The sequence below is a fragment of the Pseudoalteromonas ruthenica genome (assembly GCF_008808095.1).
Taxonomy (GTDB): domain Bacteria; phylum Pseudomonadota; class Gammaproteobacteria; order Enterobacterales; family Alteromonadaceae; genus Pseudoalteromonas; species Pseudoalteromonas ruthenica.
The window spans coordinates 462,163-476,815 of record NZ_CP023396.1; the positions used below are offsets into that span (position 1 = coordinate 462,163).

General features: G+C 49.7%; 12 protein-coding genes. 4 read left to right on the top strand and 8 right to left on the bottom strand.

Annotation, left to right across the window (positions count from 1 at the left end):
* Positions 1-100: 100 nt before the first annotated feature.
* Genes PRUTH_RS02190 through PRUTH_RS02215 form a run of 6 tightly spaced genes read right to left on the bottom strand, consistent with a single transcriptional unit; the run spans position 101 to position 6,932 of the window.
* A complete protein-coding gene (locus PRUTH_RS02190) occupies positions 101-1,702 on the bottom strand; it encodes a BatD family protein (protein ID WP_151172411.1) in 1,602 nt (533 codons plus the stop codon).
* Positions 1,696-3,594 (bottom strand): VWA domain-containing protein, encoded by a 1,899-nt coding sequence (locus PRUTH_RS02195; protein ID WP_151172412.1) that lies wholly within the window; start codon positions 3,592-3,594, stop codon positions 1,696-1,698. Before PRUTH_RS02195 ends, PRUTH_RS02190 begins: the two co-directional genes overlap by 7 nt.
* The gene (locus tag PRUTH_RS02200) at positions 3,591-4,586 is read right to left on the bottom strand and encodes a vWA domain-containing protein (protein WP_151172413.1); all 996 of its coding nucleotides are present in this window, start codon (positions 4,584-4,586) and stop codon (positions 3,591-3,593) included. Before PRUTH_RS02200 ends, PRUTH_RS02195 begins: the two co-directional genes overlap by 4 nt.
* A complete protein-coding gene (locus tag PRUTH_RS02205; RefSeq protein WP_138509522.1) occupies positions 4,579-5,010 on the bottom strand; it encodes a DUF4381 domain-containing protein in 432 nt (143 codons plus the stop codon). The genes PRUTH_RS02200 and PRUTH_RS02205 overlap by 8 nt, the downstream gene beginning before the upstream one ends.
* Positions 5,011-5,976, bottom strand: coding sequence for a DUF58 domain-containing protein (locus PRUTH_RS02210; RefSeq protein WP_151172414.1), 966 nt, complete (start codon positions 5,974-5,976; stop codon positions 5,011-5,013).
* Complete coding sequence (locus PRUTH_RS02215; RefSeq protein WP_022944752.1) at positions 5,976-6,932, bottom strand: AAA family ATPase; 957 nt, start codon at positions 6,930-6,932, stop codon at positions 5,976-5,978. Before PRUTH_RS02215 ends, PRUTH_RS02210 begins: the two co-directional genes overlap by 1 nt.
* 293 nt (positions 6,933-7,225) lie before the next feature.
* Here PRUTH_RS02215 and fadI point away from each other — a divergent pair, with 293 nt between their 5' ends.
* From fadI to PRUTH_RS02235, 4 genes are all read left to right on the top strand, one after another.
* Entirely contained in the window at positions 7,226-8,536 is a 1,311-nt protein-coding gene (gene fadI, locus PRUTH_RS02220; protein WP_151172415.1) for an acetyl-CoA C-acyltransferase FadI, read from the top strand.
* Positions 8,536-10,722 (top strand): fatty acid oxidation complex subunit alpha FadJ, encoded by a 2,187-nt coding sequence (gene fadJ / locus PRUTH_RS02225; protein WP_151172416.1) that lies wholly within the window; start codon positions 8,536-8,538, stop codon positions 10,720-10,722. Before fadI ends, fadJ begins: the two co-directional genes overlap by 1 nt.
* A gap of 199 nt (positions 10,723-10,921) precedes the next feature.
* Positions 10,922-11,113: a hypothetical protein gene (locus PRUTH_RS02230; protein WP_151172417.1), complete on the top strand. Its 192-nt coding sequence runs from the start codon at positions 10,922-10,924 to the stop codon at positions 11,111-11,113.
* Between the two features lie 372 nt (positions 11,114-11,485).
* Positions 11,486-11,938: an FxLYD domain-containing protein gene (locus PRUTH_RS02235; protein WP_151172418.1), complete on the top strand. Its 453-nt coding sequence runs from the start codon at positions 11,486-11,488 to the stop codon at positions 11,936-11,938.
* 138 nt (positions 11,939-12,076) lie between these two features.
* On the opposite strand, the gene PRUTH_RS02240 is transcribed toward PRUTH_RS02235, so the two are convergent.
* Both PRUTH_RS02240 and PRUTH_RS02245 read right to left on the bottom strand, forming a co-directional pair.
* On the bottom strand, positions 12,077-12,376 hold the full coding sequence (locus tag PRUTH_RS02240) for a hypothetical protein (protein WP_045979849.1): 300 nt from the start codon (positions 12,374-12,376) through the stop codon (positions 12,077-12,079).
* A 71-nt stretch (positions 12,377-12,447) separates the two neighbouring features.
* Complete coding sequence (locus PRUTH_RS02245) at positions 12,448-14,610, bottom strand: putative bifunctional diguanylate cyclase/phosphodiesterase (protein ID WP_138509514.1); 2,163 nt, start codon at positions 14,608-14,610, stop codon at positions 12,448-12,450.
* Positions 14,611-14,653 lie beyond the last annotated feature (43 nt).

The following is a 14,653-nucleotide window of genomic DNA, read 5'->3' on the forward strand; positions in this document are numbered from 1 at the left end:
ATTTATTTGCTCAAGGCAATATTAAGCGCCTGCAGAGCAGGCGCTTAAAGACAGTTGCAGTGATTTGCAGTTGCCACTCGCAGTGAAGCGAACTAATGCCTTAATACAAGGAGTCTAGTTCAGTTTGTTGCTTTTGCTGCATGCTCACGGGTGTGTTAATACCTTGCGCAATCAAAGAGTAGTCAACCACTCTCTCGTCATGGCTATAGAGTTGCTGGCGCAACTTGGTAAGTTCTTGGCGGGCATTTTCAGGCCAATGGCTTTGCCATTGGTGAAGTGAGCTTTTGTTCGCTTTGGCATGCGCATCTAGGGCGCGATAGAGCTCCTGCGGGTTTTGCGCTTTAAGCGCGCGCTGCACAGCCTGCAAATTACCCTTTGCTGTTTTAGGCTGCGGTTTGGTGCTGGTTGGTGCTAAAGGCTGAATACGTTGACGTTGCCACCACCACGCTGCCATAGTCAGTAGCCACAGCACATAACCTGGTATCGCCCATAGCAAGCTTACATCAGAGTGCGTGGGTGGCGCGCTAACATCGTTAGTTGCGGTGGTTTGCGGAGCATCACTAGGGGAGGGGGCGGCCGTGGTGCTGGCCTGGCCGACCACGGTAATGGTTTTTTCTGCTACTTTGGCTATCTGCGCGCGTCCTGTAACGGTATTAAACCAAGGCACCTCGATTGCTGGTAGCGTATAGGTGCCAGGCTGTTGTGGCACATAGGCAATGGATGTGGTGGTTTGAGCAATAATACGACCATCGCGAATAAGATGCGTGCGCTCGGATTGATCGGGGTAGCTGCGCACGTTTTCAAGGTCTGGGCTGGTTAAATCCGGCAGTTGCTCTTTGGTGGTATTCAAAGCCGTCAGTGTCAGCGTTCGAGTGATGGGGGTGCCCACCTGCACTTGTTCATCAGCGCCTTGCCACTGTTCACTTAAATCCACCAACTCACTTGGCAACCATGTGCCATTAATGCCTTCGGGCATGGGCTTCACATCAACCAATGTATTTGTGGCACTGGCACTGACTGCCATAGCACGGTAGTTTTTACGCACTTTGCCATTTAAGCGTGGCGCTTGTAACTCAAAGGTGCCACTTTTTTGTGGTTGTACTAAGTAGTCGCGTTGGATCACTAGGTAGCGCCGCCCATCAATGACTTCTTGGCTCTCTCGCTGCTTGCCCATTTGCGTAATATTGGCGTTTTCCATACTCGGCGCGGCCAGTGAACCATCAATTAAATCAACACCTAAGTAAAGTTTAACGGTATAAACCCCGGCTTGCTGCACATACAGTGACTGCGGGGTGAGCTCGGTTTTAATAAAGGCGGTGCTATCGTCAAGACTGCTGTTGGCGTTGTTAACCACTTTTAGAGTGAATGGCTCTGAGCTCACGCCATTAATAGTAAACGCCGGGATTTCATAATTACCCGCTTCACGTGCCATCAGCTCGATTTGCCATGTAGATTGTCGGCTTACGGCACCATTGATAATACGTGTTTGGTTACTACGAGACATAGGGCCAACCACAAAGTCATCAAGCAGCGCTTGAGTATCGGGTTGGCTGTTGTTGACCGTATCATCGGCTTTGATGGTTATAGCGAAATACTCACCGGCAAGCACAGGGTTTTTATCGACACTGGCGGTAAGCTTAGTGAGCGCCAAAACGGGCATGGCTAAGCACGTGAGTGCGATGAAGAAGGCGGTTCTTACCATGATTTTTCAACTCCTTGTGGTAAGCGGCGATAACGTTGTCTTTTTCTTGATTCAAGTTGCATTTTATTGCGCAGCAGAATTTCCGGATCGTCAGGGATCTTGCGCAATAACTGATTCAACTGCTGGGCGCGCTCGCGCTCCTCAGGCGTCAGCTCACTGGCTTGTGCCGCCAGTTGTTGCTCTGTGCCCTGCTGATCACCTTGCTGTTGCTGCATTTGCTGAGCTTGTTGCTGTTGTTCAGCACTTTGCGCTTTATCGCCTTGTTGGTGCTCGCCATTTTGGCGTTGCTGCTGTTGCTGCGACTGTTCACTGTCGCTTTGTTTAGACTCAGACTCGGTGGGTTGTTGCCCACTCGATTCATCGTTTGCTTGGGCACTGTTTTGCGGGTCATTGTTGTTTGCGTCGTTACGCTGACCGGCGCTTTGTTGTTGCCCTTGTTGTGACTGTTGTTGCTCACCTTGCTGCTGATTATCGTTGTCTTGCTCTGTTTGCTGCTTATTTTGTGAGGAGTCTTGCTCGTTATTTCCTTGTTGTGATTCCTGTTGCTGTTGTTGGCGCATTTGTTCCACTAATGCTTTGTTCCGTGCAGCCGATTCGAGCTCAGGATTTTTTTCCAGCGCTTGCTGATAACGCTCAATTGCCTCATCAAGTTGCCCTAATTGCGCCAGGGCGTTGCCTTGGTTGTACAGCCCTTGCGCTGAATTGTCTGAAGCAAAGGCATCAAGAGCGCCTTGGTAATCCTGTTGTTGATATTTTGCTGCTCCGGCTATCAGCGGGTTTTCAGTTTGGCTGGCCTGATCATAGGCCTCGTGCTGATAAGCGGATAGGGCGTTTTGCTGTTCGTTGTTAAACCAGCTCTGCCACTGCGCCGCATAGGCCTTAGGTTGTGGCAGTAGCACCATAAAGGCGCACAGAACTAAAGCGCGACGGCCCATTAGCCATAACATTAACGGCACGATTAGCAGGGTTAAATAGATGCCGGCATCAATGCGCCATAAGGTCTGTTTATTGTCCTGTTGCAATTCTTGCTGCTGTTGCTTGGTGCTCTGCAGTACCGAGGGGTTTGCCGCACTTGCTTGATAGCGTAATAACTTTCCGTTGCCGGCTTGGGCCAAGCGCTGGAGACGTGAAAAGTCGGTGGTAGGGATAACGATTTGCCCGTACTGATCTTTAAGAAAACCCCCATCTGGCAAGTTAATCGGGGCACCCTCGGCAGTACCTATGGCATAAATATGTAAGCGATAGTCATGACTGGCGAGCCAATCACGGACATCCGCTTCTTCATCGGCATCTATGCCATCGCTCAGTAAGATCACATCGCCACGTGCATAGCCTGCTTGGCTGAGTAACTCTTGTGCCTGTGTCAGACCAGCAAGCACATTACTGCCTTGTCCGGGCATAATATCTGGGCTGAGACTGGGAATCAGATTGGTCAACGTCTGACTATCTGAGGTTAAGGGCGAAATTGTATAGGCATCATTGGCGTAAGCAACCAGCGCAGTTTCTCCTTCGGTGAACAAATCCACCATATCCAGAGCTTTATAGCGTGCTTGTTGCAGTCGGCTTGGGGCGATATCGGTGCTATACATTGAGCGCGACATATCCATGACTAACACCCGGGCCATTTTGCTTTGATAGACTGGCACCTCTTTTTTGCTAAAGCTTGGGCCGGCAATCGCCACTACCATCAAGGCCATAAGCAAAGTACTTAATACATGACTAGGTGCTCGCTTTTGCTGGCCTTGACTCAGGACCTGTGTTGCCAAGTGCGGAGCAATAAGTTGGCTATTGCTAGGTTGGCGTTTGCTCCCAGTGAGCCGCCAGAGCATGTACAAAGCCACCACTATCAGCAACCACAATGCATCGGGGCGAATAAACGTAAACTCGGTCATGCATCACCTACTACAGCTTGCTGCTTCAGTTGTCGCCATAAAGCAGCCAAAAATAACATCAATAAAGCGCCGCTTAGGGGCAGGTAAAACAAGGCATCCACTGGGCGGAATGTTTGCTCTTGCTCAGCTTGTGGCTCGAGCGCATCCAATTCTTTATAAATATTGGCCAAACTTTGGGTGTCTGTGGCGCGAAAATACTGACCGCCGGTCTGCTCTGCAATGGTTTTTAGCAGCGATTCGTCGAGCATGGCCCCAGAGCTGCCAAGCATAGAGAACAACCCGCCTTGGTTGCGGCCATCTGCGCCCACACCCACGGTATAGACTTTGACGCCGGCGTCTTTGGCCAAAATAAGCGCCTCTTCGGGTTTCAGGTTACCAGCGGTGTTTTGGCCATCGGTGAGTAAGATCACTACCTTGTTTGATTGTGACTTTTCATTAAAGCGCTTCACCGACAGCCCAAGGGCATCACCAATGGCGGTGGCACGTCCTACTAAACCAATTTGTGATTCTTCGAGCATTTGCGCCACAGTGTCAACGTCGCGTGTTAGTGGCGTTTGTAAAAACGCGGTGTCGGCAAATAAAATAAGCCCCAGCTGATCGCCACGGCGTTGGCTAATAAACTCACTGAGCACCGCTTTAACGACACTAAGGCGGTCGACGAATCGCCCTTGATAAGCCATATCTTGCTCACGCATTGACCCAGATAAGTCCACCGCCAGCATAATGTCACGGCCTGGCTCTGAGAGGGTGATGGGTTCACCACGAAACACCGGATTGGCAGCGCTGGCTACAACAAGCGCCCAGACAATTGCGAGTAACCAGTGTGGCCACTTGCGGCTGGGCGTGACCTTGGTATTGGTCATTCCCATGTGTGCCAATGCGTGAATGCGCAGCATCAAGGTGCTATGGTGTTTTTGTTTGCCAGCGATGAGCGCAATAAGCCAAGGCAAAGGCAGCAGGGCAAAAGCCCAGGACCAAGCAAATTCAAACATCGATGCGCTCCTTGGTTTTAAATTGCTTTATGGCTTGGTGCAGCTTGTTTTTTAGCTCATCGCTTACCGCTCTAGGCTGATATAACTGCTGCAACTCCCGGGCGTTAAAATCAATATCACTTAATAGAGTCAATACTTGGCTCCAGCGCTCGGCACTGAGCGCCGCTACACGCGTACCATAGTAATGTTTGCCTAACCGTTTGAGCAGTTGATGCAAACGGGCGGCATCTTGGCTCTGCGCCAAGCGCAGTGCTTCGCGTTTGGCGCGGTTATGGCGGCGTTGACGCACATACAGGGCCAGCGCCAATACCGCAGCAATCAACAGCACAGCAGCGATAACCCACCAGGCGGGGCCTGGCGGCCAAGCACTTACCTGCTCAGGGACCATGACATCGTCTAATTGAGAAAGGGGATTGCCTTGCATTTATGCACTCCGAAGCGAAAATTGTTGCTCAAGGGCACTGGCAGCGGAAATCTCCACCAGTGAGTGGCAATGGCGAGATAAACGCTGTAGGCGCTGCGAGTCAAATTGCTGTGCTTGGCGATGATAGCGGCGGCGAAATTGGGCATCATCCAGGGCCAAACTTATTTTACCCCGGCCGGTGTCAACGTTGATGGTGTCATTGAATTGTGGCAGTTGGCGCTCGAACGGGTCGCTAATGACACCGGCCACCACTTCACAATGGCGTGCCAGGTGCTGCAGTTGACGCTCTATAGCATCGCCGTATTCATCGTTGAGCTCAACAAAGTCACTGAGCAAATACACCACACTGCCTGGCTTGGCTAATTGGTTCATGCGTTGCAACTGGCTGAGCAGGTTCCCCGCGTGTACTTGCTCGCCAATGTCTGCATGCTGCATGTCTTGCATTGCATGAAGTACCCTCAATACCGCTTTATCACGGCTTTGTGGGCGAAACTCATGGTGCTGCTGTTCGTTAAATACCAAGGCGCCAAGTTTATCGCCGCGTTTACACGCCGACCAAGCCACCAGCGCAGCCACATGAGCGGCTTGCACCGATTTGAATACAAACTGTGAGCCAAACTGCATCGACGAGCTAAGATCGACCATTAGCAACATAGGGCGTTCTTTTTCCTCTTGAAAAAGCTTGGTGTGCGCTTCGCCAGTACGAGCGGTGACGCGCCAGTCGATACTGCGCACATCATCGCCTTGCTGGTAATGGCGCACCTCAGCAAACTCCATACCACGGCCTTTATGCGGGGCCAGATACTGACCACTTAGCGGGCTGCGTAAACGCTTTTGAACCGCCAAATCCAGCAGCTGGGTTTTGCTTTTATAATATGTCAGCTCTTTCAGTGACAGGCTATGACCATTGCTGTGCAGCTTTTCAAGCCAGTACGCCACTGAGTGAGTGGGGGCCTGATTGTTCATTAGGGCACAGCCACTCGCTCGAGAATGTGCTGCAACACTTGGTCTTTGGTGATGCCATCGGCTTGCGCTTCATAACTTAAAATGATGCGATGGCGCAGCACGTTGTGGAACACCGCTTGAATATCTTCGGGGCTGACAAAGTCACGACCCTCTAGCCAAGCATGGGCTCGCGCAGCACGGTCAAGGGCTATGGTGGCACGGGGGCTGGCACCATACTCTAGCCAGCTAGCGAGCTGGTCATCCAGTTGCTTGCCATCACGAGTCGCCATAATGAGTTGCACTAGGTACTGTTCCAACGGCTCGGCTAAGTGCAAGGCTAATACTTCCTTGCGCGCAGCAAATAAATCCGCCTGGGTGAGCGGCTCAATACGGGCGTGTTCACCCTCAAGTGCTTCGCCGCGCGTCAGCCGTAAAATGGCGAGCTCGGAGTCTGCATCGGGGTAGTCAATATTAAGGTGTAGTAGGAACCGGTCAAGCTGAGCTTCGGGCAGTGGGTAGGTGCCTTCCTGTTCGAGCGGATTTTGCGTCGCCATTACCATAAACAGTTGCTCTAGCGGATAGGTGTTTTTACCCACGGTAATTTGCCGCTCTGCCATGGCTTCTAATAATGCCGATTGCACTTTTGCTGGTGCCCGGTTTATTTCGTCGGCTAACACTAAGTTATGGAAAAGCGGGCCTGGCTCAAATACAAATTCGCTGGTTTGCTGACGATAGATATCGGTTCCAGTCACATCTGAGGGCAGTAGGTCAGGGGTGAACTGAATGCGTTGAAAACTCCCCTCCAACCCTTTGGCCAGCGCATTCACAGCCCGCGTTTTGGCAAGCCCAGGTGGCCCTTCCACCAATAAGTGACCATCAGCGAGAACAGCAATTAATAATGCTTGAGTCAAATGGGGTTGGCCGATAATTTCGCTATCGAGGTAGGTTTTTAATTGTGCAAACTTAGCAACTGCCATAAGTGTACGTATCCTTGCCGGCATAAATGAAACAGAGCAACCTAAATGGTGGGGGAACCCAGCCCTAGGTTGGCGCAACGCCCTTTAGGCACTGCACTGTTTAAAAAGTTCGATTGATTTTACTCACAATTACATAGTTTTAAAGTCTTGTTTTTATTTTCATCGTACCCAGTTCTTAACTATTGTTGTAGCTGGCGCAGGAATTTTAGCGTCACTATTGGCATTGCGCTTTGGGTTGTTTTAGAATCGAGGAAATATTAACAGGTCAGACCTGTCAGCAGGAGAAGCATTTTATGTCTGAGCAAACAAAATTAACAACACGCAACGGGGAGCGCATCGCCATTGTTAGCGGCCTGCGTACGCCTTTTGCAAAACAAGCTACCGCCTTTCACCACGTCCCAGCACTCGATTTAGGCAAGCTGGTCGTCAACGAAATGCTTGAGCGCTTGGACTTTGATCGCAAAGAAATTGATCAGTTGGTGTTTGGCCAAGTCGTGCAAATGCCCGAAGCGCCGAATATTGCCCGTGAAATTGTCCTGGGTACAGGCATGCCAGTCAATGTCGACGCTTACTCGGTATCACGGGCTTGTGCGACTAGCTTCCAAGCAATTGCCAATGTCGCTGAATCCATTATGGCGGGTCATACCCAAGTGGGTATTGCTGGCGGTGCAGACTCTTCTTCTGTCTTGCCTATTGGTGTAAGCAAGAAGCTGGCAGGCAGCCTTGTGGATTTAACCAAAGCGCGGACCCTATCGCAACGCTTGAAGATTTTCTCTAAGTTGCGTCCTAAAGATCTTATGCCAGTGCCTCCGGCGGTTGCCGAGTACTCAACTGGGCTTTCTATGGGGCAAACGGCAGAGCAAATGGCGAAAAGCCACAGCATTAGCCGCGCTGATCAAGATGCCCTAGCGCATCGCTCGCACACGTTAGCCAGCCAAGCTTGGGCTGAGGGCAAATTGACGCAGGAAGTTATGACTGCACATGTACCACCTTATAAGTCATTTATTGAACAAGACAATAACATTCGTACCAATTCACAGCTTGAAGGCTATGCCAAATTGAAGCCGGTATTCGATCGCAAATACGGTAGCGTCACTGCCGCGAACTCGACGCCATTAACCGATGGTGCGGCTGCGGTGATGCTGATGAATGAAAGCAAAGCCAAAGCGATGGGCTATGAAATCTTGGGTTACATCCGCAGTTATGCCTTCAGTGCCATCGGTGTGCAGGAGGATATGTTGATGGGTCCGGCACATTCTACCCCTGTTGCCCTAGACAGAGCGGGGATCACCTTAGGCGATCTAGACCTAATTGAAATGCACGAGGCTTTCGCGGCGCAAACCTTAGCTAATATGAAAATGTTTGCTTCTGATAAGTTTGCCAAAGAGCAGCTTGGCCGTGATAAAGCCATTGGTGAAATTGACATGGACAAATTTAACGTCAACGGGGGCTCGCTAGCATATGGCCACCCCTTCGCCGCTACCGGAGCCCGTTTGATTACACAAAGTATTCATGAGCTTAACCGTCGCGGCGGTGGCTTAGCCCTAACTACGGCGTGTGCTGCCGGTGGTTTAGGTGCGGCCTTTGTATTGGAGAGCGCATAATGACAACAGAATCCGTATTTAGTTTTGAGTTAAACGATGAACGCGTTGGCATCGTCACTATTGACGTGCCAGGCGAGAAAATGAACACCTTGCGCGCCAGTTTTGCTGAGCAGCTGCAAGACATTGTTCGCACCGCCAACGAAAATAACGTCAAAGGCTTGGTATTTACCAGCGCCAAGCCAGATAACTTCATTGCCGGCGCCGATATCAACATGCTTGATAACGCTCATTCACGTGAAGAAGCCTTAGCGCTATCGACCATGTGTCAGGAAGCGTTTTTTGAACTGGAAAAGCTGCCTTATCCCACCGTCGCGGCTATTCATGGTGCCGCCCTAGGCGGGGGCTTAGAGTTTGCCTTGGCATGTGATTATCGGGTGTGCAGCGACAGTGATATTACCAAAATGGGCTTGCCTGAAGTGCAGCTTGGCCTACTCCCAGGTGGCGGCGGCACACAGCGTTTACCTAAATTAGTGGGCTTGCAGAAAGCCTTAGAGTGGATGCTAACCGGCAAGCAAGTGCGTGCTAAGCAAGCGAAAAAAGCTGGCCTCGTCAATGATAGTGTCCCTCACAGTGTTTTACTTGAAGTGGCGTGTAAGTACGCACTTAAAGGCAAAGCGCGTGCAACTAAGCCGCCGTTGGATAAAGTATCGGCGTTGTTGGAGTCTAACCCATTTGGTCGCAACCTGATTTTCAAAAAAGCGGCTGAAAACGTCGCCAAAAAGACCGGTGGTCATTACCCTGCAACGGATAATATTATTAAGGCGGTGCGCGCCAGCGTTGAGCTAGATACCCTCAAAGCCTACAAAACCGAAGCCGACGGCTTTGCCGATTTAGTGATGAGTGATGTATCGAAATCGCTGCGCGGTATCTTCTTTGCTACCACGGAAATGAAAAAAGAGTGGCGCGCCGATGATGCTCCGAGCACCGATAAAGTAGCCGTGCTGGGCGGCGGCTTAATGGGAGCCGGTATCACGCATGTCAGTGCCATCAAAGCGGGCGTGCCGGTGCGTGTCAAAGACGTTGCCCATAAAGGCATTAGTGGGGCGATGAATTACAGCTACAAGCTATTAGAGAAAAAACGCAAGCGTCGTATTATCTCCAAAGCGCAGTTGCAAGAGCAGATGAGCCGTATTACCGGCACCACTGATTACAGTGGCTTTGCGCATGTAGATATGGTGATTGAAGCGGTATTTGAAGATCTCAAGCTGAAGCAATCAATGGTTGCCGATATTGAAAGCCATGGCCAAGCACACACTATTTTCGCTAGTAACACCTCGTCACTGCCCATTGCCCAAATTGCTGAGCAAGCGCAGCGCCCAGAGAATGTTATTGGCTTGCATTACTTCTCGCCGGTAGAAAAAATGCCGCTGGTGGAAATTATCCCCCATGCAGGCACCAGCGAGCAGACCATCGCCCGTACGGTGAGCTTTGCCCGTAAACAAGGCAAAACACCCATAGTGGTGAAGGATAAAGCCGGCTTCTTTGTAAACCGTATCTTGGCGCCTTATGTAAACGAAGCAGCCAACCTATTGCTAGCCGGTGAGCCAATCGAGAAAATCGACAAAGCCTTGGTTGAATTTGGCTTCCCAGTGGGGCCATTAGCCTTACTTGATGAAGTGGGCATCGATATCGGTTCTAAGATAGCGCCTATCTTGGAAAAAGAACTGGGTGAGCGTTTTAAAGCCCCTGATGCGTTTAGCCGCTTAATCGATAACAAGCGACTAGGACGCAAATCAGGCCGTGGTTTCTACGATTACTCGAAAAAGGACAAAAAGCCTGACGAGTCAGTGTACGAACTTCTTGGCGTGACTCCGGCTCCTAAGTTGAACAAAGAGCAAATAGCCGAGCGTTGTGTTATGCAAATGCTTAACGAAGCGGCGCGCTGTTTGGATGAGGGCATTGTTGCGAGCGCCCGTGATGGCGATATTGGTGCCATCTTCGGTATTGGCTTCCCACCTTTCCATGGCGGACCTTTCAGCTACATGGATAAGTTAGGGCTGAGCAATGTGTGCTCAACGCTATCGAGCTATGCCCAGCAAAACGAGGTGTTCACGCCAGCCCCCGCTTTGGTGGCAATGGCTGAAAAAGGGCAGCGTTTTTATGACCAAGACGCGGCGCCACAGGAGACGGTCGAGCAGGATACTGCAGAGCAGGGGACCGATGACCCCTCGACGCAACCATCTTGATGGCTCTGCCAATCGCCTAACACTTAGCGCTGGTTTTTAACTGGCGCTTTTTTATGCCACAGGCTTAGGCCGCGACGTGCTCAAAGGCGCTAAAAAGGCACTCTGGTTGCTGCTTAGGGTGATGAACTTACGACTTTGGTGTGGTTAATAACTGAGCGTAAAAATGCTAAACTGCGCGCCTACATTCAGTGGGGGTTGTATGTTGTTGTTAGTGAGTGTGTGTTTTGCTTTGTTGTTGTTTTTTGTGGCGTCGTTTAAAGGCATGCCAGCAAAACGCTGGGCGCTGGCGGGTGGCTTAATTGGCCCGGTCGCGTTAGCGCTGTTTAACGTGCATTATCGTCGTGCATTAATGCGCAGCGTTGCCCGCTGCGGTATCATCTGGCGACCTTAGTATCCTAGAGTCAAAACATTGCGTGAGCAGTACGAAAAGGGAATAGGCAAGGTTAATGCGTGTCACCCTGATATGCAACATATAACTTAGCGCTGAATAATAAGCAGCCGTGGTTCGTTTGCGAGGCTCGTTAGTGCCATAGGCTAATGGCACCATCCAACTTAGACTATAAGCCTCGTTTCATAACGTTTTTCCCCAAACAATCATATCAATTCATCAGTGCCACAGAGTGAATTTGTTACCGCGAGTGATTGTCTTTGTACAACCAAATAGATCATCATTAAAACTGCTTGGGTGAGGGAACCACTGGGTTACTGTTTCCCCTAGCGAGAGCTACCCCTAACATGCAGGCATTTAGCCAAGGAGAGTATTATGTTAACTAAAAGTATGAATGAAGTATTGAAAGGGTTTTTTTGGGGGCTTGGTTTTGCTATTTCAGTTATAGGCTTGGCCAGTGTTTATAGCTTAACCATAGCCGCTTCTGTCGATATGGGTTTTAAGAAAAACGTACGTTTGCACGCTATGAGTTCGTTTGAAGACTTTGCATCTGACTATGAGCTGAGTTTATCGGAGATATTTAAGGAGAATGGCCGCGTTAAGATCACCGCCGAGCTCAGGAATATCTCTAACGATGAGTTGTATGCGATGGGGGTTGTTGCGTCCACCTTCGATTCCAACGGCCGATTTATTGGCAACTGTTCAGGTAAAGGCGCCGAGATAAGTTTGTCTCCCGGTGAGGTCAGTTACGTTGAAATCGACTGTAACTTGTTCAAGACTCAAAGTGAAAGAGTGCACTCTGCGAAGTTAACACTTAAGTGGATTTGATTGTCTCGCAGCCAACTGCTGGTAAGAGGTGTAGGCAGGCGCTTGTGCCTATCGCCTTGGTGAGTTACTGCGCTTGAGGGCCTTTGCCGGTCTTTTTGGAGATGGCAATGCGGCCCTTTTTATTCGTGGTAGTGGGCATTACTGCCGAAGTCTCTGCTCCTTTAGATTGAGACGCTGGTGGGAACTATATACGCGGGCTCTGTCATCGCCTTTGCTCACATAGGCGTCCATCTCAACGCTTATTAGCGCTGATGGGAACACCTCGAGAATCCCCAACTCACCCAAATTAGCGGATAGCAGTGCAGTTTTGCCAGTGGCAATGAGGCTGCTATCGACATCTCGCAAATCGCCATCGACATATAATTTAGCGCCGTGGAACCAGGAGTTAATGATTCTAATATGGTGCCCTTTGACGGTGAAGGTGAATTCTTTTTTCATTTCTAAAGTCCTTTTAACAGCGGCCTAAAATATTCTTGCTAAGCCTTCATTGATTCCGCGTCACACTGTGGTTATTGCACCAATGACAAGTGATGCTGATCTTGCGTTTTACTGCGTTCGCGCAATAAAAATGCTTCGAATTGCTCAGCTGAAAGCGGTTTGGCGTAGTAGTAGCCCTGCATTGTTTCGCAGCCCAACTGCTTTAATTGTTGCAGTTGCTTGGCTTCTTCAACGCCCTCAGCAACCACATGAAGGCCTAAGTTTTGCGCTATGGTAATAATCGAGTCGACCATGTTTTTACCTCGTTCATTAACCATATCAACAATAAAGGCGCGGTCAATTTTCAACGTGTGCAATGGGAAGCGCTTTAAATAGGCCAGCGATGAATAACCGGTACCGAAGTCGTCCATAGCGAGGTGAATCCCTTTCCCTACTAGGGCGTGCATAATCGCGATTGCTTGTTCTGGGCTGTCCATTACGGTGCCCTCGGTTATTTCCAGCTCAAGAGCACTGGCGGGAAGGTGGTATTGCTGTAGTAGGGCGTCGATACGATCGGTTAAATCAGGCAGTGCAAACTGTTTCGCCGATAAGTTTACAGCAACTCGCCCGGAAAATAGCTCGGCATCGCGCCAGCGCTTTACATCGCGACAGGCTTTTTTTAATACTACTTCACCAATCTCGATAATTTGTCCGGTTTCTTCGGCAATGGGAATAAACTGCCCAGGACTGATCAACCCTTTTTTCGGGGTTATAAAGCGCACCAGCGCCTCCATTCCGGCTAATTGGCCAGTGGCGATATCCATCTTCGGTTGGTAAAAAACCTCGAAATGATCGCGTTTAAGACCAAACCGCATTAAGTTCTCAATTTGCAGTCGTTTAACCGCTTGGTGGTTCATCGCATCATTAAAGAATAAGTAACGGTTCCCTTGCTGCTTAGCATGGTACATTGCGGTATCGGCGTTCTTTAATAGAATTTGTGGCGATACGCCATCCTCTGGGCTCAATACTATGCCAATAGAGGCGGTGATGGCGAGTTCATGGTTCATCATCCGAAATGGTGTTGCAATGGTTTGCAAAAAGTCGTTACTAATCGCGGTAATAGTATGAATGTCGTTGGTGCCGCGCATCACCAATGCAAACTCATCGCCGCCGAGGCGATAAAAAGTGTCTTGCGGGCGCTTACGCTCACTTAAACGCTGGGCTAATTTGATAAGCAGCTTATCGCCTAATTGATGGCCCAACGAATCATTAATCTTTTTAAAGTTATCCAAGTCCATCACCATCATGGCGTGATGGCTGTCTTGTTTCATTAAGGTATCGAGGTCGACAAAAAATTGGTTACGATTGGCAAGCCCAGTCAGGCTGTCTTGATTAGATAAATCATTGAGGGCTTGTTCAGTCTTTTTGCGCTCGCTTAAATCGGAGTAGACCATAATATAGTAGTCTACCTCGCCCTGTTGGTTAAGCACCGGGTCCACGCTCAGTTCCATGGCCAATCTTTTGCCATGTTGGCTGCGCACTGACACTTCACACTGAATATGGCTGTGCTTTAGCACTTGGCGCTTTAGTGTACTTATTTGCTTGGTATTCAAACCCGGAAGAGTAAAAGCCAAGCCTTGGTGCTTTTTCTGAGATAAGGAGAACAATTCGGTGAATGCAGGATTGGTATCAACTAGTTTGAATTCATGGTCATATATGGCCATCGCATCACTGAGATTCTCAACGCATTTAGCAAATAGGTCTAAGCGCTGCTCAGTGGTTTTGATATCGTCGATATCTTTCATTGTGCCACTCATACGCAGCGGTTGTAGTTGGGCGTCTTTTTCTACCACCTTTCCTCTATCTAGCATCCATCGCCACTGTCCCTGTTGGTCAAGCAATCGGTAGTTAGCTTCAAAAAACGCTGTTTTTTGTGCAAGGTGGGCGCGCAAGGCACTTTGAACGCGAGGTAAATCCTGTGGGTGTATTAGCGCTTGGTTCGGGGGAATGCAAAAACTTTGTGTGGTTGCACTGTGATTGGCATGTTCATCATTAACGCGTTTGACCTCACCGGTTTTTATATACCAATCCCAGAGGATGTCACCGCTGCCTTCTAAGGTCAGTTTTAGGTGTTGTTCTGAGCGTGCTAATTTCTTACGTGAGCGGCGCAACGAAATAACACTGAATGTCATAACGCATAGCAAGGCAAGAAGTAGTGATAAAACAACCGTGTGTAAAGGGGAGTCGAACAGCATGTACGCTTGCTCATGAGCAAACGAGCACCCACTGACAAGCAAC